Origin of the sequence: Streptomyces sp. NPDC007025 (assembly GCF_042869455.1) — a bacterium.
In the GTDB taxonomy this organism is placed as follows: Bacteria; Actinomycetota; Actinomycetes; order Streptomycetales; family Streptomycetaceae; genus Streptomyces.
In genome coordinates this window covers 82,978-108,541 of the sequence record NZ_JBIAFT010000007.1, presented here as the reverse complement: position 1 = coordinate 108,541, position 25,564 = coordinate 82,978, and the positions used below count along the sequence as shown (strand labels likewise).

The following is a 25,564-nucleotide window of genomic DNA, read 5'->3' as shown; positions in this document are numbered from 1 at the left end:
CCCTCACCCCTCCTCCGCCGCGCCCGCCGCACCGCTCACCGTGAACGGCAGACCCGCGCCGCCCGGGAACAGCAGCGGTGTGCGCAGATCGACGTCGGCCTGCCAGACGGTGCCGCCGCGGGTGCAGCTGACCGCCGCGTCGGTACGCCACTTGGCGGGCAGGTGTGCGCGGGCCGCGTCCTCGCAGGCGCTCCGCGGATCCCCGTAGGCAGCGGCCGCGGTGGCGGCGCGGGCTGCCTCGTCGGCGGAGTTGCCCGCGAGCGTGAAGGTGTAGCCGATCAGGACGCACTGCCACAGCAGCACCAGGGTCAGCAGCACGACCGGCGCCATCCCGGCGAACTCCACGGTCAGCGAGCCGCGGTCGCCGCCCCACCGACCGGCGGCTCCCTCCGGTGGCACCCGGCGGCGGGGGATGCCCAGGGCTCCCCGGTCGGAGCCGGGCGAGGGCACGGTGCCGGAGGCCGGCCCGGGCGGCAGCGCCTGCCGCGCCCGCGGGGCGAGCGCGGGTCTGTGTCCGGCTTCCCCGCCCCCGCCCGGGCCGCCGCCGCGGGTCCGGCGCCGGGCCGCGGGGCCGCGCGGCGGCTCCCCGCCCGGCCCCGCGGCCAGTCCGAGCTCGCCCGCCAGTGCCCACAGCGCCTGCCGCACGCTGCCTTTGGGGTCCAGGTCCTGCATCCGCCCGGCGTCCAGCGCGGACTGGAGCTCCTTGAAGTGGGCCGGCACGGTCGTGCGGGCCACCGGGCTGCCGGTGATGCGGGCGACGAGCTGCGGCTGGATCTCGGCCTGCCGCGAGGCCCGGTTGACGACGACGACCGTCTCCTCCACCGTGCGGATCCGCAGCCGGTCCCACATCCGTACCATCCGCTTGGCGCCCCGGACGGCCAGCACGTCGGGGGTGGTCAGCAGCAGGGCGACGTCGGCCGCCTCGACGGCCGCGGCGTTCCCGGCGTGCATCTGGCTGCCGCAGTCCAGCACCACGGTCTCGTAGTGGGACCGCAGCGCGGCGACCAGTTGGCGGGCGGTCCGCTCGTCCACGTCCTCGCCCCGCTCGCCCTCGTCCGGGGCGAGCAGCAGGCCGAGACCGGTCTCGTGCGGATAGACGGCGTCCTGGAGGACGCGCGGGGTCAGATCCTCGATCCCGGCCAGGTCGGCGACGGACCGGCGGAAGCGCACGTCCAGGAAGGAGGCGACGTCCCCGGACTGGAGGTCGAGGTCGGCCAGCACCGTGCTGCGGCCCGCGGCGCGGGCGGCGAGGGCCAGTTGGACGGCCGTCAGGGTGGTGCCGACGCCGCCCTTGGCACCGGAGACGGTGACGACCGTGCCGCCGCCCGGTCCCGCGGCGCCGGGCGGCGCGGCGGCGCCGCCCTCGGGACCGCCCAGGTGGCGGCGGACGCCGGTGGCCCAGGCCGCGGCGGCGCCGACCCGGGCCGCCAGTTCGTCGTGGTTCAGGGGCAGTCCGGCCACGCCGCGGGCCCCGGCGTCCATGGCGGCGGCGTACAGCGCGGGGCTGGTGTCCCGGGTGGCCAGGACGACTGCGACGGCGGGGAACCGGAGGGCGACCTGGCTGATCAGTTTTAGTGCGGGAACCGGGCCGATGAGCTCGTGGACGAGCACCACCTCGGGCAGCTCGGCAGGCGCCTCGCCGGCCTGCTGGGCCAGGGAGTCCAGCAGCTGCCCCGAGTCGACGGCGGGCGGTACCGGCTCGGCGTCGGGGAGCTGGCTGAGCAGGGTGACGAGGGGGCGGGCGGCGTCCGGGTCGCTGACGGCGGGCTGGATGCGGATGACCATCGGGGCCTCACTTGTCTCCGGGGAGCGTGTAGATGCGGTCCTCCTCGGGGACCTCGGTGTCGTCACCCGGTGCGACCAGGGCGAGCCGGACGTGCTCGGCGAAGGATTCGGCGTAGGCGACGCGCTGGGCGTCCTCGGTGGTGAGCGCGAAGGTGATGGGCACGCCGTCGCGGTCGCGGGCGCGTGCGTCGCGGTCCCCGCCGTCCTTGAGCGGGGTGAGCTTGCCGACGTCGATGACCTTGGCGCCGCTGACGATGACCCGGGACTCGGAGGGGGTGCTGCCGCGGCTGTCGCCTCCCGCGCGCTGCTCGCCCTCGAAGGTGGCGTAGATGTTGACCCGGTTGCCGGGACGGATCTTCCCCGCGACACCGGTCTCGGCGTCGATCATGATGGCGATCTCCTGCTCGCCCTCCCCGAGTTCGGGCCGCTCGGCCATCATGTCCGACTGGAGCAGCGAGCCCTTCTTGAGGGGATTGACGGCGATCTTGCGCCGGATGTCGCCCAGGTCGGTGACGGCGGTCGCGGGCAACCACCGCTTCGGCATGGACACCTCGGTGAACTGCGAGCTGTCCAGTGTCCGGTAGGCGGGCACGTCCTCCTTCAGCTCGTAGGCCGTCGTCTCCTCGCCCACCTTGGACTCCACGTTCCGGACGACGGCCAGCACTCCGGCGAAGGCGGCGAGGGCGCACAGGGCCGAGAGGACCAGCAGCAGGACACCGCGGCGCTGGCGTGAGTTCATGGACGGATTCCTCGGGGGTCGGCGACGGCGGGCTCGGGCGGGGCGGGCGCGGACGGAGCCGCGAAGTGGGCGGAGGCCGCCGGGGTGTGGGCGGAGGCCGCGGACGCGTGCGAAGGGGAGGCGGCGGGAGGCGCGGGCGGCAGCGAGGCGGCGCAGAACGCGCAGCGGTCGCCGATCAACTCCAGGCCGCACCCGGGGCACTCGTCCCGCCGTACCGAGGCGACCAGTTGGTAGAGGACCGAGACGTCGGGGATGGCGGCCACGAACTCGGTCAGCCGGGCCGTGCCCCACCAGTCCGCCGAGTCCCGGGGCAGCGGCGCCTGGTGTACGTGCCCGACCCGCCAGCGGGCGGGCAGGGTGTGCAGGGCCCAGTCGGCGGCGAGACCGCCGGGGGCGACGGTCAGCTCCGTGGCGAACTGCGGCGCGGTCAGGCCCGCGTCCGCCTCGGGGGTGCCGAGCCGGACCAGTTCGGGGGTGGGCGCCGCCAGGACGGCGAACCGGCTGCCGGGCAGCCAGGAGCGGGCGTGCGAGGTGACGCCGACGGGGACCCGGTCCAGCTTGGCGACCGATCCGAGGACGGCGCCGGCGTACAGGTAGTGGGTCAGCAGGCGGGCCGCGGCCCCCAGCACTCCGGGGGTGAAGTCGCACAGCGAGAGCTGCCGCAGCTGCCGCACCAGCACGCCGGTTGCCAGCGGCGGCAACTCGACCGGCAGCAGGGCGATCCGGCGGCTCTCCAGCAAGGAGCGGACGGTGTGCAGCCGGTGCCGGTGGCGCAGCGGAAGGGTGGCGGGGAATACGGTGACCAGGTGGCCGTGCCGCTCCAGCAGGCCCTGGGTCTCGGCCAGCGCAGCGTCCAGCGGCTGCTCCCCGGGCGGGGAGAGCACGTGGGCGTGCGGGGTGTGCCGGTCGGAGGCGGCGAGCAGGTGGTCGGGGCAGGTGACCGCTAACGCCGTCGACACATCAGCCTCCCCCGGAGCCCACCACCGGGCTACCACACTAGCCATGGGCCCGCGCACCGGGAACCGTTCCCCGCAACTGGGCGCAGCCGAACCACTACCCGCCCCACCCGGCCCGCCAACCCCGGGGCGGGAAAGTCCGCGGGGCGCCGGCCGGCCGCGTCACCAGGGCAGGTCGCGGACCTGCTGCACGCACAGCACGAGGAAGAGGACGCAGGAGGCCCCCAGCAGGCCGTTGCTGACCGGACCGTTGCGCCATTCGCGGGGCGTGCGCTCGCTGTTGAGCAGCCACAGCAGGGTGGCGGCGAGGAAGGGCATGAAGAACGCGCCCAGCACTCCGTAGGCCACCACCAGGCCGAAGGGCCGGTCCAGCCACAGCAGGATCATCGGGGGGAAGGTCAGCCACAGCAGATAGCCGCGGAAGGGCAGCGAGCGCTCCTGCTCGCCGCGGGCGAGCGGGGCGACGCCCGCCTCGGCCGGACCGCCGCGGGTGGCCCTGATCCGCGCCACGAAGTCGGCGAACATCAGGCTCACTCCGTGCCACACGCCCACCAGGGAGGAGAAGGATGCGGCGAAGAAGCCGATCAGGAAGAGCGTGGCGGTGGAGCTGCCGAAGCGCTCCTCCAGGACGGATTCGAGGTCGAGCAGCCCTTTGTCGCCGGAGGCGAGCGCCAGGTGCGAGGAGTGCAGCAGTTCGGCGCCGATGATCAGCATGGCGACGACGAAGATGCCGGTCGTCAGGTAGGCGACGCGGTTGTCGAGCCGCATCATCCGCATCCAGCTGCTGTCGGCCCAGCCCTTGGCGTTGATCCAGTAGCCGTACGCGGCCATGGTGATGGTGCCGCCGACGCCGCCGATCAGGCCCAGGGTGTAGATCAGCGAGCCGGACGGCAGGACCGGTACGAGTCCGGCGAGCGCGTCGCCCAGGTCGGGGCTGACCCGGATCGCGACGTAGACCACGACCAGGAACATCACGCCGACGAAGGCCATCATGATCTTCTCGACGACGGCGTAGCGGTTGGTCCACACGAACAGCAGGCCGACCAGCCCGGTGAGGATGGCCCAGGCCTTCAGCGGCAGGGCGTCCGGGAAGAGCGCCTGGAGCGGCAGCGCGCTGGAGGACATGGCGGTCGCGCCGTAGACGAAGCCCCAGATCACGACGTACCCGGCGAAGTAGACCGTCGTCCAGGCTCCGAGGCCGCGCCAGCCGTCGAAGATGGTGCGGCCGGTGGCCAGGTGCCAGCGGCCGGTCGCCTCGGCCAGTGCGATCTTGACGATGCAGCCGATGACGGCGGCCCACAGCAGGGTGTAGCCGAACTTGCTGCCGGCCACGAGGGTGGCGACCAGGTCGCCCGCGCCGACTCCGGTCGCCGCGACGACGACACCGGGGCCGATCTTCTTCCAACTGGGCCTGCGCACCGCGGGTGCGGCACCGCCGGCCGTACCGGGTGCGGTGCCGCCGGATGTGCCGGGTGCGGCACTGCCGGACGTACCGGGTGCGGTCTCCTCCGCTGCCATGACGCCTCCGCGGAACGCGCGCTCGTGGGTGGGACGACCGTGCAGGTCGCAGGCGATGAAACCGCCTGCGAACGATCAGCACAAGGGGTTGCGCGCCGTGAGGTGGGCGCGCCGGGGAACGGCGGGGCGCCTCGGGTGCGCGCTGTCCGATGCCTTGACAACCCTATTGGTCTGGACCAGGTTGTACGGCGCATGCGCACCACCCACCTCCCATCCCCCACACCGGAGGCAGTTGTGGCACGTTCCGGAAGACTCCGCTCCCCCCTGCGCCCCCTCGTCGGACTGCTCGCCTCGGCCGCACTGGCCGCGGGCGGCCTGGTCGCCCTCGGACCGGCCGCGGCGCACGCCGGGAGCACCCCCGACGGCCCCGGACCCCGGGTCGGCGCCTCCCAGGTCCCGGCCCACGCGGTCACCGGCTACTGGCAGAACTTCGACAACGGCGCCACCGTCCAGACGCTCGCCGAGGTGCAGGACGAGTACGACATCATCGCCGTCGCCTTCGCCGACGCGACCGGCACGCCCGGCCAGGTCGACTTCGCCCTCGACCCCGATCTGGGCTACTCCGATCAGCAGTTCAAGGACGACATCGCCGCCAAGCAGGCGGCCGGGAAGTCCGTGATCGTCTCCGTCGGCGGCGAGAAGGGCGCCGTCTCGGTGAACAGCGACGCCTCGGCGGACACCTTCGCCGACAGCATCGTCGGGCTGATGGACGAGTACGGCTTCGACGGCGTCGACATCGACCTGGAGAACGGCCTGGACGCCACCTACATGACCAAGGCCCTGGAGTCGATCCACGCCGCCCGCGGCGACGCGGTGGTCACGATGGCACCGCAGACCATCGACATGCAGTCGCCGCAGAACGAGTACTTCAAGACGGCGCTCAACATCAAGAGCTTCCTGACCGTCGTCAACATGCAGTACTACAACAGCGGTTCGATGCTCGGCTGCGACGGCCAGGTCTACTCCTCCGGCACCGTCGACTTCCTCACCGCGCTGGCCTGCGTGCAGATCGAGGGCGGCCTGGATCCCTCGCAGGTCGGCATCGGCACCCCCGCCTCGCCGAGCGCCGCCGGATCGGGCTACGTCGACCCGGGCGTGGTCACCGACGCGCTGGACTGCCTCGCCGAGGGCACCGGCTGCGGCAGCTTCACGCCCGACGAGCAGTGGCCGGGTATCCGCGGCGCGATGACCTGGTCGACCGCGTGGGACGCAAGCGCCGGCAACGCCTGGTCGGGCACCGTGGGCCCGCGCGTGCACGCGCTGCCCTGAACCGGCCCCCGGGCAGCGCCGCGCCCCCGGACCCGCTCGGGTCCGGGGGCGCGGCGGTGTGCGGGCCCCGCGGCCGCCGGCCTGCTACGGCCCTTCGGCGGCCGTCCGTCGACGAGGGGCTACGCGGCCGGCTGCGGCAGGACGCAGCCGCGTGCGTCGAGGTCGAGCTGGTTGCCGCGGCCGAAGCAGCGGTTGATCCAGTAGGTCTGCTGGCCGTAGGCGTTCCGGTAGCGGATGCTGACCTCGCCCTTCCGGTCCACCTCGCACGGGTTGTTGAGCGTGCAGCGCTCCCCGTCCTCGTTGTGGGTGTTGTTGACCCCCACGACCTTGCCGGTGCGGTTGTCGATCACCGGGGAGCCGGAGGTGCCGCCCTTGGTCTGGCAGTCCATGGTGTAGCGGATGGAGTTCTTCCAGGTCCAGTCCGCCTCCTTGAGCCGGTAGGCGAATCCGTCGACCGCGCAGCCGAAGGTCTCCTTCCAGTAGCCGGAGACGACGGTGATGTCCCGACCGGCGCGCGGACGCTTGGCGTCGAGCTTCAGCGCGTCGATGCCGTACTTCTTCTTGATCTGCCGGTACGTGGAGGTGGTCTCGTACAGCGAGATGTCGGTGTCCGTCATCGTCGCGTACGCGATCTTGTCGGAGTGGATCTCCCCCGCGTCGCTGCCGTCCGCGTCCAGCAGGGTGAAGTCGCGGCTGGTGGGCTGGTCGACGACGACCTCGCCCGCGCCGGGCATGCCCTCCTGGAGGCAGTGGCCATTGGAGAGCACGAGCGCCGGGTCGCCGGGCCGGGAGTGCTTGAGCTTGACCACGGAGCCCGAGCAGTTGCTGAGTGCGACCGTGCCCTCGAAGGAGGGGGTGCGGTGGGCAGTGGGCTGGGCGGGGGCTGCGGCGGCGGGGGCTGCGGATATGCCCACCAGCGCGGCGGCGCTCAGCAGCGCCGCCGCGGCCGTGCCGACGAGGGACTTTCTCATGTACTCCTCATTCATCTCGGGTGCGAGAACCGGCCCCGGGGCGGGGACGGTGGTGGCGGTTTCTGCGCCGGGCCCCCGGTCCGCACGGATCAGGTGGCGTCAGGGCTTGGGGAGCGTGCAGCCCGCACGGTCGAGGTCGACCTCGTTCCCCGCGCCCACGCACGGCGCGATGATGTAGGTCTCCTGGCCGTAGCCGATCCCCGGGCGGACGGTGACCTGCCCGGACTCGTCCACCTCGCAGGGGTTGTTGAGGGTGCAGCGCGCGCCGTCCTCGTTCCGGGTGTTGTTGACCCCGACCACCTTGCCGGTGGCGTTGTCGATCACCGGGGAACCGGAGGTGCCGCCCTTGGTCCGGCAGTCGGCGGTGTAGCGCAGGGAGTCCTTCATCGTCCAGCCGGCTTCCTTGAGCCGGTAGGCGAAGCCGTCGAGGGAGCAGCCGTACTTCTCCCGCCAGTAGCCGGAGACGACGGTGATGTCGCGGCCCTGGGTGGGGTGGGCCGCGTCGACGTCGAGCGCCTCGATGCCGTACCGGGACTCGATCTGCCGGTAGGTGGAGCGCACCTGGTACAGCGAGACGTCGGTGTCGGTCATCGTCGCGTAGGCGACCTTGCTGGCGCGGACGGTGCCGGCCCGGCCGCCGCTGGGCGTCAGCAGGGTGAAGGAGCGGCTGGACGCCTGGTCCTTGACGACCTGGCCGGGCGAGGGCATGCCCGTCTCCAGGCAGTGGCCGTTGGAGAGCACGAGCGCCGGGTCGTCGGGCTGCGAGGCGGGCATCTTGACGACCGAGCCGGAGCAGTTGCTGAGTGCGACGGTGCCCTCGAAGGAGGGCGTTGCCGCCACCTTCGCGCCGTGCGCGGCCGTGTCGTGGTCGACGGCGGCGGCCGGTGCCGCGGCGATACCGGTGAGTGCCGCGGCGCCGAAGAGCGCGGCGGAGAGGGAGGTTGCGAGAGGTCTGTTCACGGTGGGGGTTCCTCTCTTGATACCGAAGGTTCGTTCGGTCCGACGCCGTGCATTCTTGGGCCAGATGACAGCCACCACAAGAGCGCCCCCGGAATCGGGAGAAACGATTCCGGGGGCGCACGGGCGACCGGGGGCGTCCGAACGGCGGTTCGGCCGGGCGGCGTTGCCGCGGCCGGGCCGCTGCCGGACACGGGCTAGACGACGATGCTGACCAGCGCCGCCACCACGAACCCGGCGACCGACAGCACCGACTCCAGCACCGTCCACGAGGCGAGGGTGTCCCGCTCGGAGATGCCGAAGTACTTCGAGACCATCCAGAACCCGCCGTCGTTGACGTGCGAGGCGAAGATGGACCCCGCCGAGATCGCCATGATGACCAGCGCCAGGTGCGCCTGCGAGGGGTCGCTCTGCGCCAGCAGCGGTGCCACGATGCCCGCAGTGGTGACGATGGCGACCGTCGCCGAGCCCTGTGCCACCCGCAGCACCAGGGAGATCAGGTAGGCCAGCACGATCACCGGCAGCCCCGCGTCCCCGAACACGTCCGCGAGGGCCTGCGCGACGCCCGACCCCTGCAGGACGGCGCCGAAGACGCCGCCCGCGCCGACCACCAGCAGGATGTTGCCGACCGGCTTGAGCGAGGCGGTGGAGACCGACTCCAGCGACCTGCGGCTCCAGCCACGGCGCAGCCCCAGCAGGTAGTAGGCCATCAGCAGGGCTACGGTCAGCGCCACGAAGGGGTGCCCGACGAACTCGATGACCGAGCGGAGCGTCGAGGGGTCGAGCGCGAGCGAGGAGAAAGTCGCCGCCAGGATGAGGACCAACGGCGTCCCGATGATGGCCAGCACGGTCCCGAGTGCGACGGGCTGCTCCGCTGCCGCCGCTGCCTCCCCGGCCGCAGCGGACCCGGTGCCGCCGGTGCCGGAGCCGGAGCCGGTGCCGGAGGCCCGCTTCTCCGCCGCGACGGCGCGCTTGGCCTCCTCGGCGGCCTCCAGCATGTCCTGCGGTACCGCGACGAAGATCCGGTTGCCGATCCAGGCCGCATACGCCCAGGCGGCGAGCACGGCGGGAACGCCGCAGACGACGCCCATCAGGATGATCCAGCCCAGCTCCACGTCCAGCAGCCCGGCCGCGGCCACCGGGCCGGGGTGCGGCGGCAGGAACGCGTGCGTCATGGACAGCCCGGCGAGCATCGGCATGCAGTAGAGGAGGATCGACTTGCCGCTGCGCTTCGCCGCCGCGTAGACGATGGGCGCCAGCACGAAGATGCCGACGTCGAAGAAGACGGGGATACCGAAGATCAGGCCGGTCAGCCCCATGGCGAGCGGCCCGCGCCGCTCCCCGAACAGGCCCAGCAGCCGCGCCGAGAGCGCTTCGGCGCCACCGCTGACCTCCAGGATCGCCCCCAGCATGGTGCCGAGGCCGATGATGATCGCGACGTGTCCGAGGATGCCGCCCATCCCCGATTCGATCATCGAGACGGCGTCGGACTTCTGGACGGTGCCGAAGAGTTCGGTGACGGACAGGCCCGCACCCAGCCCCACCGCGATGGAGACGGCGAGCAGCGCGACGAACGGCTGGAGGCGGACCTTGATGATCAGTACGAGCAGCAGGACGATGCCGAGGGCCGCCACGGTGAGCAGGCCCCCGGTCCCGGGTATGAGCGCGAGCAGGCCGCCCGTGTGCGGCGCTGCCTCTCCGGCGAGCAGCATGGGAACTCCGTTGTCCGGTACTGGGAGGGGGACTCCGCGCCGGCCCGGACCGCTGCGGTGCGGTCGCGGGGCCCGCTTCCCGTCCCCGCAGGTACGCCGGACCGCCCGCCCGCGGCCCGGAGCTGCCGGGGCGGGGCGGGGGTGACCGGTGGGGTGCGGGACGAGCGGGCGGCGCGGGGGAACCGGAGGCACACGGCCCCCGGAACGGGGAGGAGAAGGGCAAGGGAAGCGGGGAAGAGAGCGGAAGGCGCCGGGGTGGGGGGTGGGGCCCTGCGCGGCGGGGATCAGCCCAGGACGGCGAGGGCGTCGATCTCGACCAGCAGTCCGGCGGGCAGCCCGACGTAGACGGTGGTGCGGGCCGCGGGAGCCTCCTGGAGGGAGGCGAAGTACTCGTTGTAGATCTCGTTGAACTCCGCGAAGTGCGCGGTGTCCGTCAGATAGACGCGGATCATCATCGCGTCCTCCCAACCGGCGCCGCCCTCGGTGAGGACGGCCGCCACGTTGGCGAGGGTCTGCAGGGTCTGCTCGCGCAGCCCCGGGCCGACGGGCGTGGGGGCCGCTCCCTCGGCGGCCGGGCCGAACCCGACCTGTCCGGCGACCTGGAGGATGTTGCCCTTGCGGACGCCGTGCGAGAACTTCGCGGGCGGCGTGGTGTGGGTGGCCGGGGTGAGGGCGGTCTTGGCAAGCTTCTCGCTCATGGTGCGGCTCTCTTGCTGCTCGGTTGCGCGGACGGTTGGTGCTGCGGCTCCGGCTGGGGCCGCAGATGGGGCGACTGGCCCGTGTACTCGGCGCTGACGGCCTCGGCGGTCCGCCGGACGCGGGGCAGCAGGGCGAGGAGTTCGTCGGCGGAGACGACGACGTTCGGCGCGGAGACCGACATGGCCGCCACGACCCGCCCCTCGGCGCCGCGGATGGGTGCCGCGACGCAGTTGATGGACTCCTCGTGGCCACCGAGGTCGGTGGCCCAGCCCTGTTCGCGCACCGCGGCCAGTTCCGCGAGGAACGCGGCGGCGTCGGGTGTCGAACGGGGCGTGTAGCGGGGGTAGTCGAGCCGTTCGGCGACGGCGCGCCGCTCTGGCTCCGGGAGGTCGGCGAGCAGCAGCTTGGCCACGGCGGCCACGGTGGGCGCGACGGGCTTGCCGATGCGCGAGTACATCCGCACCGGGTAGCGGCTCTCGACCTTGTCGATGTAGAGGACCTCGTCCTCCTCGTGGACGGCGAGGTGCACGGTGTGCCCGCAGGCCGCGTTGAGTTCGGCCAGGTAGGGGTGGGCGATCTCGCGGATGTCGAGGTTCTCCATGGCCTGCTGGGCGAGCGCGAACAGCCGCGTGCCGAGGCGGTAGCGCTGGTCGGGCTGGCGGTAGACGATGCCGTGCTCGTGCAGGGTGCGCAGCAGCCGCAGTGCCGTGGACTTGTGCACCTCCAGCCGGGCGGCGACCTGCTCCAGGTTGGCGGGCCCTTCGGCGAGCAGCGGCAGAATGCTCAGTGCCCGGTCGACGGTCTGACTCATGCGGAACGCACCTCCGGCTCCTGTGCGCCGGGGCTGTCGGGCCGTCCGGCGGCGGACTGGGGCCCGCTCGCCGTCCAGCCGGGGCCCAGCCGCAGTCTCCCCCACCGCTCCTCGTCCAGGGCCACCAGCCGGTCCGCGACGGCGGGGTCGGGCGGCGCGGCCAGGTCACCGGCGTCGGTGAGCGCCGCAGCGGCCATCAGGTGCCCGTGCCGGACCCGGTCGCGTACCGGCAGCCCGCGCAGGGTCCCGGCCAGGAAGCCCGCGGCGAAGGCGTCGCCGGCGCCGACCGGGGAGACCACGTCCACCTCCAGCGCGGGCGCGAAGACGCCCGGTTGGTCGCCGACGAACGCGGTGGCCCCGCGTGCGCCCTGCTTGACGACGAGCACGGCGGGCTCGCGCAGCAGTGCGCGTACCGCGCCGGGTCCGCCGGTGACGCCCCATGCGGCGGCCGCCTCGTCCTCGCCGACGAAGACGAGGTCGCTGCGCCGGGCGAGTTCGAGCAGCACCTCGGCGCCGGGCTCGGCGGCGGTGTGCCACAGGCCGACGCGGTAGTTGACGTCGAAGGACACCAGCGGCCGGTGCGCGGCATCCCCGCCGCTCGGGGCTCCCTCCCCGGCCGGGGCAGGCGCTGCCGTCGGGGCGCGGTCCGCGGTCGGGGCTCGGTCCGCGGCCGGGGCTCGGTCCGCGGTCAGGGCGCGCAGCAGGGCCAGGCAGTCGGCGGAGAGGGCCGCGGTGATCCCGGTCAGGTGCAGCACCCGCCCGGCGCGGACGGCCTGCGGCGGGACGGTGGCCGGGGACATGGCGGAGGCGGCGGACCCGGCGCGGTAGTAGAGCACTTCGGACAGCTCGGCGGGGGCGGCGGCGCCGGTCGCGGCGGGGTCGGGGACGCCGGGGTGCGGGGCGGCGGTGGGGCGTTCGCCGTCGGTACGGAAGTAGATGCCGGTGGGCCGCTCGGGATCGCGCTCGACGGCGGAGGTGTCCACCCCGTATCCGGCGATGGTGCGGACCAGATGGTCGCCGAAGCCGTCCGCGCCGACCCGGCTCACCCAGCGGGCGCGGTGCCCGGCGCGGGCGAGGGTGCAGGCGACGTTGGACTCGGCGCCGCCGATCGCGCGGTCGAAGGCGGGCACGTCGGCGAGCGGGCCGGGGCGGGAGGGCAGGAACGTGACCATGGACTCGCCCAGGCAGACGACGTCGATGTCGGCGGTGGTGGTCACGATGGGATCTGCTCCTCGCTGCGGGGTCTCGCCGGGCGGCCGGGCCGGTGCGGGAGGGGCTGTGCGGGAGGGGCTGTGCGACCCTCGGCTCCATTGACCGGCTGTTCGGCGGGATGCTAGACAGCAACAAGCGTCATACGCAATGGTCGTTGCAAGATATGCAACACCGCGAGCACAGGGAGACCGCATGGCAGCCCCCGTCCCCTCCCCCGGATCCACCGCGTCCCGGGCCGTCACCGCGGCCGCCCGCCTCGCCGACGAGCCCGCCGACCACCGCTTCAAGGGGCTGCCCCCGAATGCCGCCGACCGCACCCTCGGCGAGCTGGCCGCCGAACGCCGCTCCCTGTTCACCGGCGGCTTCACCACCCCGGTCCTCGCCCTCTCCGCGGAGCGCCTGGAGCACAACCTCACCGCGCTCGCCGACTACACCGCGCGCCACGGCCTCGCCTTCGCGCCGCACGGCAAGACCTCGATGGCACCGCAGCTCTTCGCCCGCCAGCTCCAGCACGGCGCCTGGGGCATCACACTGGCCGTCCCGCACCAGGTGCGGGTGGCCCGCGCCTACGGAGCACCGCGGATCTTCCTCGCCAACGAACTGGTGGACGCGGCGGCGCTGCGCTGGCTGGCCGCCGAACTGGACGCCGATCCGGACTTCCGCCTCGTCTGCTACGTCGACTCCCCGCAGGGCGTCGCGCTGATGGACGAGGCCCTGCGCTCCGCCGGGGCCCGGCGCCCGGTCGAGGTGGTGGTCGAGCTCGGCGCCGGCGCGGGAGCGCGCACCGGAGCCCGCACCCGGGCCGAGTGCGCCGCGGTCGCCGAGGCGGTGGCCGCGACCGGGACGCTGCGGCTGGTGGGCGTCGCCGGGTACGAGGGCGAGGTGCCCGACGCCGACCTCACCGCCGTCCGCGGCTGGCTGCGGCAGCTGGCCGAGGTCGCCGCGGCACTGGACGCGGCGGGCCACTTCGCGGAGACCGAGGAGATCGTGGTCAGCGCGGGCGGCAGCGCCTGGTTCGACGCGGTCGCCGACGCCTTCGCCGAGCTGCCCGAGCTGTCCGCACCCGTGCTGAAGCTGCTGCGCTCGGGTGCCTACGTCTCCCACGACGACGGCCACTACCACCGGCTGACCCCGTTCAACCGGCATCCCGACGAGGGAGCCCTCCAGGCCGCCTTCACGCTGTGGACCCAGGTCGTCTCCCGGCCCGAGGCCGGGCAGGCGTTCCTCAACGCGGGCAAGCGGGACGCCGCCTACGACCTGGAGCTCCCGCAGCCGCACGCGGTACGCGGCACCGACGGCACGGTGCGCCCCGCCACCGGGCTCGCCGTCACCGGACTCAACGACCAGCACGCACGGGTGCGGGTCGAGGAGGGCACAGCCCTGGAGGTGGGCGAGTGGGTGGGCCTGGGGATGTCCCACCCCTGCACCATCTTCGACAAGTGGCAGGCGATCCCCGTCGTCGACGCCGACGGCACGGTCACCGACCTGATCCGCACCTTCTTCTGAGGCCGGTGACCCCATGGACACGGTCATCCGCGGCGCCCGCGTCATCGACGGCTCCGGCGCCCCCTCCTACCGCGCGGACGTCTCCCTGAGCGAGGGACGCATCGCCCGGATCTCCCCGGAGGGCGGGCCGCGCCCGCACGGCGCCCGCACCCTGGACGCCGACGGACTCGCGCTGGCGCCGGGCTTCATCGACATGCACGCACACTCGGACCTGGCGATCCTGCGCGACCCGGAGCACACCGCGAAGGCCGCCCAGGGGGTCACCCTGGAGGTGCTCGGCCAGGACGGGCTGTCCTACGCGCCCACCGACGACACCACCCTCGCGGCGATCCGGGAGGCGATCACCGGCTGGAACGGCGACGGCAGCGACATCGACTTCGACTGGCGCACGGTCGGCGGCTACCTGGACCGCATCGACCGCCAGGGCACCGCCGTCAACGCGGCGTATCTGATCCCGCAGGGCAGCGTCCGGATGCTGGCCGCCGGCTGGGAGGACCGCCCGGCCACCGCGGACGAACTGGCGGCCATGCGGCGCCTGGTCGCCCAGGGGATGGCGGAGGGCGCGATGGGCATGTCGTCCGGCCTGACCTACACCCCGGGCATGTACGCCTCGGACGCCGAGCTGACCGAGCTGTGCCGGGTGGTGGCGGCCCACGGCGGCTACTACTGCCCGCACCACCGCTCCTACGGCGCCGGCGCGCTGGAGGCGTACGCGGAGATGGTGGCGCTCACCCGCGAGGCCGGATGCGCGCTGCACCTCGCCCACGCCACCATGAACTTCGGCGTCAACCGGGGACGGGCCCCGGAGCTGCTGGCTCTGCTCGACGAAGCGCTCGCGGACGGCGCCGACATCACACTCGACACCTACCCCTACACCCCCGGCTGCACCACGCTGGCCGCGATGCTGCCGAGCTGGGCCAACGAGGGCGGCCCCGAGGCGACGACGGCTCGGCTGGCCGACCCGGCGACGGCGGCCCGCATCCGGCACGTGATGGAGGTGGAGGGCGCCGACGGCTGCCACGGGGTGCCGATCGAGTGGGACACGATCGAGATCTCGGGCGTCGGCAACCCGGCGCTGGCCGACCACGTGGGCCGCACCGTCGCCGAGTCCGCCGCGCTGCACGGCCGGGAGCCGTGGGAGACGGCGCTGCGGCTGCTGGTCGAGGACCGGCTCGGCTCGACGATCCTGCAGCACGTCGGCCACGAGGAGAACGTCCGGGCGATCATGCGGCACCGGGTGCACACCGGCGGCAGCGACGGCATCCTGCAGGGCGCCAAGCCGCATCCTCGGGCTTACGGCACCTTCCCGCACTACCTGGGGCACTACGTGCGCGAGTTGGGCGTCCTCTCGCTGGAGGAGTGCGTCGCCCACCTCACCGGCCGCCCTGCCGCCCGCCTCCGCCTGCCCGACCGCGGGCTGGTGCGGGAGGGCTACCAGGCGGACCTGGTGCTCTTCGACCCGGACACGGTCGCGGCCACGGCGACCTTCGAGGCGCCGCGCTCCCTGCCGGCCGGCATCCCGCACGTCCTCGTCGCCGGGCAGCCGGTCATCGCGGACGGCCGCCGCACGGATGTCCTCGCCGGACGGGCGGTACGGCGGACGGGGTGAGGGTTACGTCCGCACAGGGAAGTCGGAGGTGTCGATCTCGATCCGCTCACCGGTGACAAGTGTCAGCGTGAGGGGCCCTCCGTACGGGACTTCCTTGACTTTGCCGTACCCGGTCGCGAACGGCTCCGTCATCACCGTGCAGAGCTGTTTGAAGGGGTCGGCGATCAGGTAGAGGTCGATCCCGAATCGCGCGTACTTGGCAACGTTGCGGACGTAGTCTTTCCCGTCGTCGGGCCTGGACGGCACTTCGAGAACCGCGAGGACCTCGACGCAGTTGTAGCTGTTGCCCCGACGCTCCGCCCCCTCGGCGAGGATCGTGAGATCGGGCGCCGCGTCGTTCTCGCCGGGAAACCTGACCAAGACATCACTGAAGACACGCTCCCGAGAGATGGCGGCCCTCCGGACAGCCGAACGCACCTCGTCCACGGTCCAGTCCTGCTCCGGACTCTGCGGAGTCATGATCACTTCCCCGTCGAAGATCTCGACCTTGTAGCCCTCGGGGACGGCTCCGCGTTCGAGCAGGTCATCCATGACTGTCACGGCCGCTCACCTCCTGCGCCCATTATGCGTGATCTCCGCCGTCCTCGTGGGGACTACGCGTGCTGGTAGGCGACCAGCGAGATGCCCACGTAGTGGACGATGAAGGCCGCCAGGGTGAAGGAGTGGAAGACCTCGTGGAAGCCGAACCAGCGGGGGGAGGGGTTCGGGCGCTTGATGCCGTAGATGACGCCGCCCGCGCTGTAGAGCAGGCCGCCGACGACGACGCACACCATCACCGCGATGCCGCCCTGCCGCATGAACTCCGGCAGGAAGAAGACCGCGGCCCAGCCCATGGCGATGTAGCAGGGGGTGTAGAGCCACCGGGGTGCGCCGACCCAGAAGACGCGGAAGGCGATCCCGAGGCCGGCCGCTATCCAGATGCCCCACAGCAGCAGGTCGCGCCGCCCGTCGGGCAGCAGCAGGATCGTCAGCGGGGTGTAGGTGCCCGCGATGATCAGGAAGATGTTGGCGTGGTCGAGGCGCCGCAGCACGGCGTTGACCCGGGGGCTCCAGTCGCCGCGGTGGTAGAGCGCGCTGACTCCGAACAGCAGGCAGGCCGACAGCGTGTAGACGGCGCAGGCGACCCGGCCGCGCATGCTGTCGGCGAGGGCGGTCAGGAACATGCCGGAGACCAGCACGGCGGGGAACATGCCCAGGTGCAGCCACCCGCGCAGCTTGGGCTTGATGACCTGAGCCGCCGACTGCGCCGACGCGGACAGCCTGGCGGCGGAGAAGTGCGCGGGGGAGGCAGCGGACGAAGGAGCGGAAGAGGAAGAAGAAGGAGAAGAGGCGGCTGCGGAGGGCGCTTCGGGGGACGACGAGGCGCCGGGAGGCGGGGAGATCACAGCGGCGGGCTCCGGGGACGGGGACGCGGAGTCAGTCATCGGGACATCGTACCCACGACACCTTCACGACCTACGCCTCCGTAGGTCGAGGCCCCCGGACAGCCGGTATGACCCTGTGTGGCAGGAGAGAACCCTACGTGTCGACGGCCACACGCCCCCCGTCTGGACAGACGAAGCCTTCGCACCGCATGATCAGATGAGCACAAGCGGCACCGGATGAGCGAAAGTCATATTGCCACGAAAGCATCCGGGTCGCGGCCCCCAAGGGGCGCGCTGGCAGTCGGTACCCAACCCTCAACGTCTGGAGCGATCGTGGCGCGCAGTTCTGCGGCTCCCCTCACCTCGACCCCGTCCGACCCGTCCGCCCCGGAACCCGGGGACGCCCCCACCCGCCACCAGGAACTGCTCTCCTGGGTCGACGGGATCGCCGAGCTGACCCGACCCGACCGCGTCGTCTGGTGCGACGGCTCCGAGGCCGAGTACGAGCGCCTGTGCGAAGAGCTGGTCGACAAGGGCACGTTCAGGAAACTCGACCCGGTCAAGCGCCCCAACTCCTACTACGCCGCGTCCGACCCGTCGGACGTCGCCCGGGTCGAGGACCGCACCTTCATCTGCTCCGAGAAGGAGGCGGACGCGGGCCCCACGAACCACTGGAAGTCCCCCGCGGAGATGAAGGAGGTCTTCGCCGGGGAGCAGGGCCTCTTCCGCGGTGCGATGCGCGGCCGCACGATGTACGTCGTCCCGTTCTGCATGGGCCCGCTGGGGTCCCCGCTCTCCGCGCTCGGCGTGGAGATCACCGACTCGGCGTACGTCGCCGCCTCCATGCGCACGATGACCCGCATGGGACAGCCCGTGCTGGACGAGCTGGGCGAGGACGGCTTCTTCGTCAAGGCCGTGCACACCGTGGGCGCCCCGCTGGCCCCGGACGAGGCGGACGTGCCGTGGCCGTGCAACACGACCAAGTACATCTCGCACTTCCCGGAGACCCGCGAGATCTGGTCCTACGGCTCCGGCTACGGCGGGAACGCGCTGCTCGGCAAGAAGTGCTACGCGCTGCGCATCGCCTCGGTGATGGCGCGCGACGAGGGCTGGCTGGCCGAGCACATGCTGGTGCTCAAGCTGACGCCGCCGCGCGGCGAGTCGAAGTATGTCGCCGCCGCCTTCCCGTCCGCCTGTGGCAAGACCAACCTGGCCATGCTCCAGCCCACCGTCCCCGGCTGGACCGTGGAGACGATCGGTGACGACATCGCCTGGATGCGGTTCGGCGAGGACGGCCGGCTCTACGCCATCAACCCGGAGGCCGGCTTCTTCGGCGTCGCCCCCGGCACGGGCGAGGACACCAACGCGAACGCCATGAAGACCCTGTGGGGCAACGCGGTCTTCACCAACGTCGCGCTCACCGACGACAACGACGTGTGGTGGGAGGGCATGACCGACGAGCCGCCCGCCCACCTCACCGACTGGAAGGGCAACGACTGGACGCCGGAGTCGGGCACCCCCGCCGCGCACCCCAACGCGCGGTTCACCGTCCCGGCCGGGCAGTGCCCGATCATCGCCCCGGAGTGGGAGGACCCGCGCGGCGTGCCGATCTCGGCGATCCTCTTCGGCGGCCGGCGGGCCACCGCGGTGCCGCTGGTGACCGAGTCCTTCGACTGGCAGCACGGCGTCTTCCTCGGCGCCAACGTCGCCAGCGAGAAGACCGCGGCCGCCGAGGGCAAGGTCGGGGAGCTGCGCCGCGACCCGTTCGCGATGCTGCCCTTCTGCGGCTACAACATGGGCGACTACTTCGCCCACTGGCTGGAGGTCGGGGAGAACGCCGACCCCGCCAAGCTGCCGAAGATCTACTACGTGAACTGGTTCAAGAAGGACGCGGACGGCACGTTCGTCTGGCCCGGCTTCGGCGAGAACAGCCGGGTGCTCAAGTGGATCGTCCAGCGGCTGAACGGCGAGGTCGAGGGGGTCGAGACGCCCATCGGCATCCTGCCGCACAAGGAGGACCTGGACACCGAGGGACTCGGGCTCTCGGACACCGAGCTCGACTTCGTCCTCGCCGTCGACAAGGAGGTCTGGCGGGACGAGGCGGCGCTCGTCCCGGAGCACCTGAACACCTTCGGCGAGCACACCCCCAAGGCGCTCTGGGACGAGTACCGCTCCCTGGTGGAGCGCCTGGGCTGATCCCGCGGGTGGGGCGGCCGGGTGCGGCGCGCCCGGCCGCCCCACCCGGCAGGACCCGTACCGGGAGGCGGGCCCCCCGCCCCCGGGGCGCGGGCTACACCGGGAGGGCCTCCGCGGCGGTGTGGGCCGCGAGGCGTTCGGTCACCAGCGCGGTGACCTCCTCGTCGCCGCGGGAGGTGGCGACGGCGAGGGCGTTCCCCGCCAGGGAGCCGGCCCGGGCGTGCAGGGAGGCCACATGACCGGCCTCGGCCCGCGCGGCGGACGGCGCGGCCCGCAGCGGGGCGCGGCCGCCGGAGAGCCGGGCCGCGTGGGCGGCGAGCTGCGCGGCGGCGGTGTCCAGCGCGGAGGACGGCGTCAGCACCCGCAGCTCGTCCGTCACCGTGAGCAGCGCGGTCAGATGTCCGGCGAGGCGGATGTCCAGCTCCTCCTCGCGGGTGCGTCGCGGCAGGCCGGACCGGGTGCTCTCGTCCGCGGTGTGGACCGATTTGGTGCGGATCGGTTCGTACATGGATGGCCTCCTGATGCTCCAGAAGGCCATCCTAACTTGGACAGCGTCTAAGTTTGTCCTTCGTTCATCGAACTCGCCACGAACGGTCACGCTCGGTCACGGCTGGCTGTATCCGTCCAGGAAGCGACCGATCCTGGTCACGGCATCGCGGAGCTCCGTGACGCTCGGCAGATTGACGATCCGGAAGTGATCGGGCTCGGGCCAGTTGAACCCGGTGCCGTGCACGATCATGATCTTCTCGGCGCGCAGCAGGTCGATCACCATCTGCCGGTCGTCCTTGACCTTATATACCTTGGGGTCGAGCCGCGGGAACGCGTAGATCGCCCCCTTGGGCCGCACACAGCTGACCCCCGGGATGTCGGTCAGCAGCTCGTACGCCGCGTCGCGCTGCTCGCACAGCCGGCCCCCCGGCAGCACCAGGTCCTCGATCGACTGCCGGCCGCCCAGCGCGGCGGCGACCGCGTGCTGCGCGGGCATGTTCGCACACAGCCGCATGTTGGCCAGCACCGTCAGACCCTCGATGTAGCTCGCGGCGTGCGCCTTGGGCCCGCAGACCGCCAGCCAGCCGCTGCGGTACCCGGCGACCCGGTAGGACTTGGACAGACCGTTGAAGGTCAGCGTCATCAGGTCGGGTGCGACCAGGGTCGTCGGGGTGTGGGTGGCGCCGTCGTAGAGGATCTTGTCGTAGATCTCGTCCGAGCACACCACCAGGTTGTGGCGGCGGGCGATGTCGGTGAGGCCGCGCAGGACCTCCTCGTCGTAGACCGCGCCGGTGGGGTTGTTCGGGTTGATGACGACCAGCGCGCGGGTGCGGTCGGTGACCTTGCGCTCGACATCCGCCAGGTCGGGCATCCAGTCGGACTGCTCGTCGCAGCGGTAGTGCACCGCCGTGCCGCCCGCCAGCGAGACCGACGCGGTCCACAGCGGGTAGTCGGGCGCGGGCACCAGCACCTCGTCCCCGTCGTCCAGCAGCGCCTGCATCGACATCTGGATGAGCTCGGAGACCCCGTTGCCCAGGTAGACGTCCTCGACGGACAGCTCTATGCCCTGCGTCTGGTAGTGCTGCGCCACCGCCCGGCGCGCCGAGAGCAGGCCCTTGGCGTCGCCGTAGCCGTGCGCCGTCCCGACGTTGCGCAGCATGTCCTCGAGGATCTCCGGCGGGCAGTCGAAGCCGAAAGCGGCGGGGTTGCCGGTGTTGAGCTTGAGGATCTGGTGCCCTGCCGCCTCCAGCCGCGTCGCCTCCTCCAGGACCGGGCCCCGGATCTCGTAACAGACGTTGGCGAGCTTCGTCGACTGGATGACCTGCATAACGTCAGCCTACGGGCGGTGTTGACCGGGCGCCCTATGTTTTCCCTCACCTCGGGGACCCTCGAACACCCCTTCCCCTCGAACTGACAGTAACTGCCAATCGTCATTCGCTGTCACGACTCGGTTCCGTCGGGGTGGCACGGTGCCGCGCGGACACCGCGGCGCCGGCAGATACCGGCGGGTGCGACACCGCGCGGACAACTGCGTCCTCCGGGACGAAGACACCGGCGGCTTCCGGGAGATGGTCCTGTCAGCGGGCGATGCATGACAATGAGATCCATGGCCCCCGCACCCGCAGAAGCCGACGACGACACCGCCGCGGACCCCTGTGCCCCTCCGGCCAGACCGGGGCTGCGCGAACGCAAGAAGATCCGGACCCGCCAGGCCATCCGGCGGGCCGCCTACCGGCTCTTCGAGGAGCAGGGCTACGACACCACGCCGGTGGACCGGATCGCCGAGGAGGCGGACGTCTCCCCCAGCACCGTCTTCCGCTACTTCCCCACCAAGGAAGACATCGTCCTGACCGACGAGTACGACCCGCTGCTGGAGGAGGCGCTGCGGCAGCGCCCGCCCGGAGAACCGCCCGTCGCCGCCCTGCGCGAAGCCCTGTGCACCTCCCTGACAGGCCTCTACCGGGCCGACGCCGAGGACACCATGCTGCGCATCCGCCTCATCCGCGAGGTGCCCGCACTGCGCGGCCGGATGAGCGAGCACTCCGCCGACACCGCGTGGCTGCTGCGCCGCTCCCTCGCCGAGCGCACCGGACGGGCCGAGGACGACCTCGAACTGCGGATCGTGACCAGCGCCATGCTCGTCGCGCTCACCGAGGCCCTCTACTCCTGGGCCGACACCGGAATGGCGGGCACCCTGGAGGACCTGCGCGCCCTGGTCACCCGCGCCCTCGGCGTGCTGGAGCGCGGGCTGACGCTGTAAGAGGCGGAGCCGGGCCCGACGGGCCGCGCGGCCCGGCCACCGGGCCCCGGCGGCGGGCTGCGGCGGGCGACCCGGCGGCAGGCTAGTCGCAAAGGGCCGCGCCCAGCCCTTCAGGATCCGTCACCGGTGCGGCGCACACGAAGCCGCGGCACACGTAGGCGGCCGGGTTTCCGTCCACAAGCCCCCGGTCCCGCAGCAGCGGAACGTCGGAGGCACCCGGCGTGCCCACCGCCACCACCGCGCCGGGCGCGCCGGACAGCAGGGCGGCCCGGTGCAGCGCGCCGCCCGGCTCCTCCCCCACCACGGCGACCTCGCGTGGTCCGTCCAGCAGCGCCTCGCCCGCGGCCAGCCCCCAGCCCAGGAAGCGGGGCGCCCGCGCGGCGAGTTCGCGTACGACGCCCAGGGCGCGCTCGGCGGCCTCCCGGTAGCGGTGCTCCCCGGTGTAGGCGCCGTAGGTGAGCAGCGCGGCGGCCGCCGCGTTCCAGCCGGAGGGCACGGCGTTGTCGGTGGGGTCCTGGGGGCGCCGGATCAACTGCTCGGCGTCGTCGGCCGTGTCGAAGAGGGCGCCGTCCGCACCGGCGAACCGCTCCAGCACGGTGTCCAGCAGGGCGCCCGCACGGGTCAGCCACTCCGCTTCGCCGGTCACCGCGTACAGCGTCAGATAGCCCTCCGCCGCGTCGCCGTAGTCCTCCAGCACCCCGGCGCTGCTGCCCGGCACCCCGTCCCGCGAGGTGCGCACCAGGCGGCGGCCCGCGTCGGAGGTGTGCACCTCGGCGAGCAGCGCGGCGGCGCCCGCGGCGGCCTCCACCAGGTCGGGCCGGCCGAACCAGGCCCCGGTCTCGGCGAGCGCCGCGACGGCCAGACCGTTCCAGGCCGTGACGACCTTGTCGTCGCGGGCCGGCCGGGGACGTTCCGCCCGCGCCTCGAACAGCCTGCGCCGGACCGACGCGAAACGGTCGGCGTCCAGCAGCGGCCTCTCCCGGTCGGGCAGTTGCAGCACCGAGGCGCCGCCCTCGAAGGTGCCCTCCTCGGTGACGTGGAAGCACTCGGCGGCCAGTTCGCCGTCCGCCTCGCCCAGCACCTCGGTGAGCTGCGCCGGGGTCCACACGTAGTAGGCGCCCTCGGCATGGCCGCCGTGCCCGTCGTCGCTGTCGGCGTCCAGCGCCGAGGCGAACCCGCCCTCGGCGGTGCCCAGCTCACGGACCAGGAAGTCCGCCGTCCGCAGGGCCACGTCGCGGGCCTGCTCCGAACCGGTGGCCCGCCACAGGTGGGCGTAGACTCGGCACAGCAGCGCGTTGTCGTACAGCATCTTCTCGAAGTGCGGGACGACCCACTCGGCGTCCACGGAGTAGCGGGCGAACCCGCCGCCGAGCTGGTCGTGGATGCCGCCCCGGGCCATCGCCTCACACGTCGCCGAGGCCATCTGCAACGCGCCCTCGGAGCCGGTGCGGGCGTGGTGCCGCAGCAGGAACTCCAGCACCATGGGCGGCGGGAACTTCGGCGCGCCGCCGAACCCGCCCCACCGCGCGTCGAAGTCCTTGGTCAGCCCGAGCAGCGCGGCGCCCATCTCCTCGGCGCCCGGGGGCTGCGGCTCCCCGCTCAGCCGGATACTCCGTTCGGCCAGGTCGGCACTGATCCGGGAGGCGACGTCGGCCACCTCGTCGTGCCGGTCCTGCCACGCGGTCCGCACGCCCTCCAGGATCTGCCGGAAGGACGGCATGCCGTGCCGCGGCTCCGGCGGGAAGTACGTCCCGAAGTAGAAGGGTTCGGCGTCCGGCGTCAGGAACACCGTCATCGGCCAGCCGCCCTGCCCGGTCGCCGCCTGGACGGCCTCCATGTAGACCGCGTCCACGTCGGGGCGCTCCTCGCGGTCCACCTTGATGCTGACGAAGCCCTCGTTCATCAGCCGCGCCGTCGCCTCGTCCTCGAAGCTCTCCCGTGCCATCACATGGCACCAGTGGCACGACGCGTATCCGACCGACAGCAGCACGGGCACCTCACGGCGCCGCGCCTCTTCGAAAGCCTCCGTCGACCAGGGCCACCAGTCGACCGGATTGTCCGCGTGCTGGAGCAGATAAGGCGAGGTCACGCCAGCCAACCGGTTCATACGCCCCAGGCTCTCACGCTGCCGCGCCCCGGACGGCTCAGCCCGCGAGCCGACCCGCTGCTCGACCGATTCACACCCGTGCGCCTTCACATGGAGACACCAGTTCGCCTCGGGTCAATCGTGTGGAAGGCGGGCTTCGAGCCCGTCTGTGGATGCGTGGGAACAGTAAGCTGGTACCGAGCGGTACGGAATCGTCGGCCACGTGAGGGAGGTACGCCGTGACCGCGGAGATGATCGCCCCCGACTGGATGCATTCGCAGATCAGCGCGGAGCAGTACGACTCCTGGACCGAGGAGCAGTGCGCCGGCATCGAGATCGTGGACGGGAGCGTCCTCGGGAGCCCGAGCGCGTCCAAGCGGCACAAGGCTGGCCCGGATCCTGGCCAATGCCCTGGACGCCGCCGCAGGCCCGGACTGGAACGCGGACACGGACTTCGACGTCCGCCTGCAGGACGTTCCGCTCACCAACCGCCGCCCGGACGTCATCGTCTACCGGGCGGAGACCATCGACCTCACGCCCACCCGCCCCGAGCATGTGCTCCTGGTCGTCGAGGTCGTGTCGCCCGGTTCGGAGACCACTGACCGGATCGTGAAGGTCGACCAGTACGCCAAGGCCGGCATCCCCTTCTACTGGCGCATTGAACAGGCCGCCACCGGCGTCCCGATCGTCTACACCTACGTCCTCGATCCCGCCACCAGGACCTATCGGGACGGCGAGATGTTCACCGGCGTGATCAAGACCGCCGTGCCGTTCACCGTCACCGCCGATCTCGGCGCCCTCTGAGGGCTCGCCTCCGTCGGGTCACTCGCGCACCACCCGTGGCCAAGAGGTCTCCGGCACGGCCACCGGCGCCTGCCGGCCCCGGCGGCGCACCCTCTCGACCCGCAGGCGGGCGCGACGCGTTCGTCGGGACGGCCCGGCTCCTATTTGCCGGCCCTGTCGGCCTGGCGGCCGAGGTCCGCGAGGCGGACCAGGGCGGGCAGGGCCTCGGCGATCGACTGCTGTTCCTCGGCGGTCAGTTGGGCGATCAGCGGAAGCAGATGGCGGCCGCGGTCCTCGTGCCGTGCCTGGCAGATCTGCCGGCCGCGCTCGGTGAGGTGGACGAGGACGGCGCGGCCGTCCGTGGGATCGCGGCGGCGCTCCACGAGTCCGTCGTGTTCGAGCCGGGTGACCAGTTGGGTCAGCCCGGGCTGGCTGATCTGCTCGGCCCGGGCGAGTTCGGTGAGCCGCCTGGGGCCGCTCTGGACCAGGGTGTCCAGCACGGACAGCGTGGTGAACGGCAGTTTCTGCACCACGGGGAGCCGGATGTAGTAGCGGTTGAAGTGCTCGATCGCCCGGGTGAGGTCGCCGACGGCCAGGTCGGTGCCGTGACCGGAGCGCTGCGTAGAAGTCACCCCGTAAACA

General features: G+C 72.5%; 21 protein-coding genes and 1 pseudogene. 6 read left to right on the top strand and 16 right to left on the bottom strand.

The window, feature by feature from the left end:
- Positions 1-3: 3 nt before the first annotated feature.
- The 4 genes from ACFYMO_RS15475 to ACFYMO_RS15460 form a co-directional block, all read right to left on the bottom strand.
- Positions 4-1,785, bottom strand: coding sequence for a CpaE family protein (locus ACFYMO_RS15475; RefSeq protein ID WP_388546727.1), 1,782 nt, complete (start codon positions 1,783-1,785; stop codon positions 4-6).
- A gap of 7 nt (positions 1,786-1,792) precedes the next feature.
- Positions 1,793-2,524, bottom strand: coding sequence for a Flp pilus assembly protein CpaB (cpaB, locus tag ACFYMO_RS15470; protein WP_366773128.1), 732 nt, complete (start codon positions 2,522-2,524; stop codon positions 1,793-1,795).
- The gene (locus tag ACFYMO_RS15465) at positions 2,521-3,483 is read right to left on the bottom strand and encodes a hypothetical protein (protein WP_388546723.1); all 963 of its coding nucleotides are present in this window, start codon (positions 3,481-3,483) and stop codon (positions 2,521-2,523) included. The genes cpaB and ACFYMO_RS15465 overlap by 4 nt, the downstream gene beginning before the upstream one ends.
- Positions 3,484-3,642: 159 nt before the next feature.
- Positions 3,643-4,998 (bottom strand): Nramp family divalent metal transporter, encoded by a 1,356-nt coding sequence (locus tag ACFYMO_RS15460; RefSeq protein ID WP_366773130.1) that lies wholly within the window; start codon positions 4,996-4,998, stop codon positions 3,643-3,645.
- 234 nt (positions 4,999-5,232) lie between these two features.
- On the opposite strand from ACFYMO_RS15460, the gene ACFYMO_RS15455 reads away from it, so the two are divergent.
- Positions 5,233-6,267, top strand: coding sequence for a chitinase (locus ACFYMO_RS15455; RefSeq protein WP_388546720.1), 1,035 nt, complete (start codon positions 5,233-5,235; stop codon positions 6,265-6,267).
- A gap of 119 nt (positions 6,268-6,386) precedes the next feature.
- On the opposite strand, the gene ACFYMO_RS15450 is transcribed toward ACFYMO_RS15455, so the two are convergent.
- The 6 genes from ACFYMO_RS15450 to ACFYMO_RS15425 form a co-directional block, all read right to left on the bottom strand.
- Positions 6,387-7,238, bottom strand: a complete 852-nt coding sequence (locus tag ACFYMO_RS15450; protein WP_388546717.1) for a serine protease — start codon at positions 7,236-7,238, stop codon at positions 6,387-6,389.
- A gap of 99 nt (positions 7,239-7,337) precedes the next feature.
- On the bottom strand, positions 7,338-8,198 hold the full coding sequence (locus ACFYMO_RS15445) for a serine protease (protein ID WP_366773133.1): 861 nt from the start codon (positions 8,196-8,198) through the stop codon (positions 7,338-7,340).
- Positions 8,199-8,392: 194 nt separating this feature from the next.
- Positions 8,393-9,907: an SLC13 family permease gene (locus tag ACFYMO_RS15440; RefSeq protein WP_366773134.1), complete on the bottom strand. Its 1,515-nt coding sequence runs from the start codon at positions 9,905-9,907 to the stop codon at positions 8,393-8,395.
- Between the two features lie 284 nt (positions 9,908-10,191).
- Positions 10,192-10,605 (bottom strand): RidA family protein, encoded by a 414-nt coding sequence (locus tag ACFYMO_RS15435; protein WP_360685191.1) that lies wholly within the window; start codon positions 10,603-10,605, stop codon positions 10,192-10,194.
- Positions 10,602-11,417, bottom strand: a complete 816-nt coding sequence (locus ACFYMO_RS15430; RefSeq protein WP_366773135.1) for an IclR family transcriptional regulator — start codon at positions 11,415-11,417, stop codon at positions 10,602-10,604. Before ACFYMO_RS15430 ends, ACFYMO_RS15435 begins: the two co-directional genes overlap by 4 nt.
- Positions 11,414-12,589, bottom strand: coding sequence for a sugar kinase (locus ACFYMO_RS15425; protein ID WP_388547002.1), 1,176 nt, complete (start codon positions 12,587-12,589; stop codon positions 11,414-11,416). The genes ACFYMO_RS15430 and ACFYMO_RS15425 overlap by 4 nt, the downstream gene beginning before the upstream one ends.
- 232 nt (positions 12,590-12,821) lie before the next feature.
- Here ACFYMO_RS15425 and ACFYMO_RS15420 point away from each other — a divergent pair, with 232 nt between their 5' ends.
- Both ACFYMO_RS15420 and ACFYMO_RS15415 read left to right on the top strand, forming a co-directional pair.
- Positions 12,822-14,135 (top strand): alanine racemase, encoded by a 1,314-nt coding sequence (locus ACFYMO_RS15420; RefSeq protein WP_366773137.1) that lies wholly within the window; start codon positions 12,822-12,824, stop codon positions 14,133-14,135.
- A 13-nt stretch (positions 14,136-14,148) separates the two neighbouring features.
- Positions 14,149-15,744 (top strand): amidohydrolase family protein, encoded by a 1,596-nt coding sequence (locus ACFYMO_RS15415; protein ID WP_388546711.1) that lies wholly within the window; start codon positions 14,149-14,151, stop codon positions 15,742-15,744.
- A gap of 3 nt (positions 15,745-15,747) precedes the next feature.
- Here ACFYMO_RS15415 and ACFYMO_RS15410 read toward each other — a convergent pair whose 3' ends face one another.
- Complete coding sequence (locus tag ACFYMO_RS15410) at positions 15,748-16,275, bottom strand: Uma2 family endonuclease (protein ID WP_366773157.1); 528 nt, start codon at positions 16,273-16,275, stop codon at positions 15,748-15,750.
- Positions 16,276-16,337: 62 nt separating this feature from the next.
- Positions 16,338-17,168: a hemolysin III family protein gene (locus ACFYMO_RS15405; protein WP_366773139.1), complete on the bottom strand. Its 831-nt coding sequence runs from the start codon at positions 17,166-17,168 to the stop codon at positions 16,338-16,340.
- Between the two features lie 273 nt (positions 17,169-17,441).
- Here ACFYMO_RS15405 and ACFYMO_RS15400 point away from each other — a divergent pair, with 273 nt between their 5' ends.
- A complete protein-coding gene (locus tag ACFYMO_RS15400; RefSeq protein WP_388546708.1) occupies positions 17,442-19,304 on the top strand; it encodes a phosphoenolpyruvate carboxykinase (GTP) in 1,863 nt (620 codons plus the stop codon).
- A 94-nt stretch (positions 19,305-19,398) separates the two neighbouring features.
- Here the strand turns inward: ACFYMO_RS15400 and ACFYMO_RS15395 are convergent, their stop codons facing one another.
- Together ACFYMO_RS15395 and ACFYMO_RS15390 are read right to left on the bottom strand one after the other, a co-directional pair.
- Complete coding sequence (locus ACFYMO_RS15395) at positions 19,399-19,812, bottom strand: hypothetical protein (RefSeq protein WP_366773141.1); 414 nt, start codon at positions 19,810-19,812, stop codon at positions 19,399-19,401.
- A 96-nt stretch (positions 19,813-19,908) separates the two neighbouring features.
- Entirely contained in the window at positions 19,909-21,120 is a 1,212-nt protein-coding gene (locus ACFYMO_RS15390) for a pyridoxal phosphate-dependent aminotransferase (RefSeq protein WP_366773142.1), read from the bottom strand.
- 279 nt (positions 21,121-21,399) lie between these two features.
- On the opposite strand from ACFYMO_RS15390, the gene ACFYMO_RS15385 reads away from it, so the two are divergent.
- Positions 21,400-22,053 (top strand): TetR family transcriptional regulator, encoded by a 654-nt coding sequence (locus tag ACFYMO_RS15385; protein WP_366773143.1) that lies wholly within the window; start codon positions 21,400-21,402, stop codon positions 22,051-22,053.
- An 82-nt stretch (positions 22,054-22,135) separates the two neighbouring features.
- Here ACFYMO_RS15385 and ACFYMO_RS15380 read toward each other — a convergent pair whose 3' ends face one another.
- Positions 22,136-24,160 carry a thioredoxin domain-containing protein gene (locus ACFYMO_RS15380; RefSeq protein ID WP_366773144.1) on the bottom strand — a complete coding sequence of 675 codons (2,025 nt, stop codon included), beginning with the start codon at positions 24,158-24,160 and terminating at the stop codon, positions 22,136-22,138.
- 218 nt (positions 24,161-24,378) lie between these two features.
- On the opposite strand from ACFYMO_RS15380, the pseudogene ACFYMO_RS15375 reads away from it, so the two are divergent.
- A pseudogene (locus ACFYMO_RS15375) lies at positions 24,379-24,943 on the top strand (Uma2 family endonuclease).
- Positions 24,944-25,083: 140 nt separating this feature from the next.
- On the opposite strand, the gene ACFYMO_RS15370 reads toward ACFYMO_RS15375, so the two are convergent.
- Positions 25,084-25,554: a MarR family transcriptional regulator gene (locus ACFYMO_RS15370; protein ID WP_366773145.1), complete on the bottom strand. Its 471-nt coding sequence runs from the start codon at positions 25,552-25,554 to the stop codon at positions 25,084-25,086.
- Positions 25,555-25,564 lie beyond the last annotated feature (10 nt).

Coding starts and splice junctions, on each gene's coding strand:
- ACFYMO_RS15475 (WP_388546727.1), bottom strand. CDS start 1,785: ATGGTCATCCGCATCCAGCCCGCCGTCAGCGACCCGGACGCCGCCCGC.
- cpaB (WP_366773128.1), bottom strand. CDS start 2,524: ATGAACTCACGCCAGCGCCGCGGTGTCCTGCTGCTGGTCCTCTCGGCC.
- ACFYMO_RS15460 (WP_366773130.1), bottom strand. CDS start 4,998: ATGGCAGCGGAGGAGACCGCACCCGGTACGTCCGGCAGTGCCGCACCC.
- ACFYMO_RS15450 (WP_388546717.1), bottom strand. CDS start 7,238: ATGAGAAAGTCCCTCGTCGGCACGGCCGCGGCGGCGCTGCTGAGCGCC.
- ACFYMO_RS15440 (WP_366773134.1), bottom strand. CDS start 9,907: ATGCTGCTCGCCGGAGAGGCAGCGCCGCACACGGGCGGCCTGCTCGCG.
- ACFYMO_RS15435 (WP_360685191.1), bottom strand. CDS start 10,605: ATGAGCGAGAAGCTTGCCAAGACCGCCCTCACCCCGGCCACCCACACC.
- ACFYMO_RS15430 (WP_366773135.1), bottom strand. CDS start 11,417: ATGAGTCAGACCGTCGACCGGGCACTGAGCATTCTGCCGCTGCTCGCC.
- ACFYMO_RS15425 (WP_388547002.1), bottom strand. CDS start 12,589: ATGGTCACGTTCCTGCCCTCCCGCCCCGGCCCGCTCGCCGACGTGCCC.
- ACFYMO_RS15420 (WP_366773137.1), top strand. CDS start 12,822: ATGGCAGCCCCCGTCCCCTCCCCCGGATCCACCGCGTCCCGGGCCGTC.
- ACFYMO_RS15415 (WP_388546711.1), top strand. CDS start 14,149: ATGGACACGGTCATCCGCGGCGCCCGCGTCATCGACGGCTCCGGCGCC.
- ACFYMO_RS15410 (WP_366773157.1), bottom strand. CDS start 16,275: ATGGATGACCTGCTCGAACGCGGAGCCGTCCCCGAGGGCTACAAGGTC.
- ACFYMO_RS15405 (WP_366773139.1), bottom strand. CDS start 17,168: ATGACTGACTCCGCGTCCCCGTCCCCGGAGCCCGCCGCTGTGATCTCC.
- ACFYMO_RS15395 (WP_366773141.1), bottom strand. CDS start 19,812: ATGTACGAACCGATCCGCACCAAATCGGTCCACACCGCGGACGAGAGC.
- ACFYMO_RS15390 (WP_366773142.1), bottom strand. CDS start 21,120: ATGCAGGTCATCCAGTCGACGAAGCTCGCCAACGTCTGTTACGAGATC.
- ACFYMO_RS15385 (WP_366773143.1), top strand. CDS start 21,400: ATGGCCCCCGCACCCGCAGAAGCCGACGACGACACCGCCGCGGACCCC.
- ACFYMO_RS15380 (WP_366773144.1), bottom strand. CDS start 24,160: ATGAACCGGTTGGCTGGCGTGACCTCGCCTTATCTGCTCCAGCACGCG.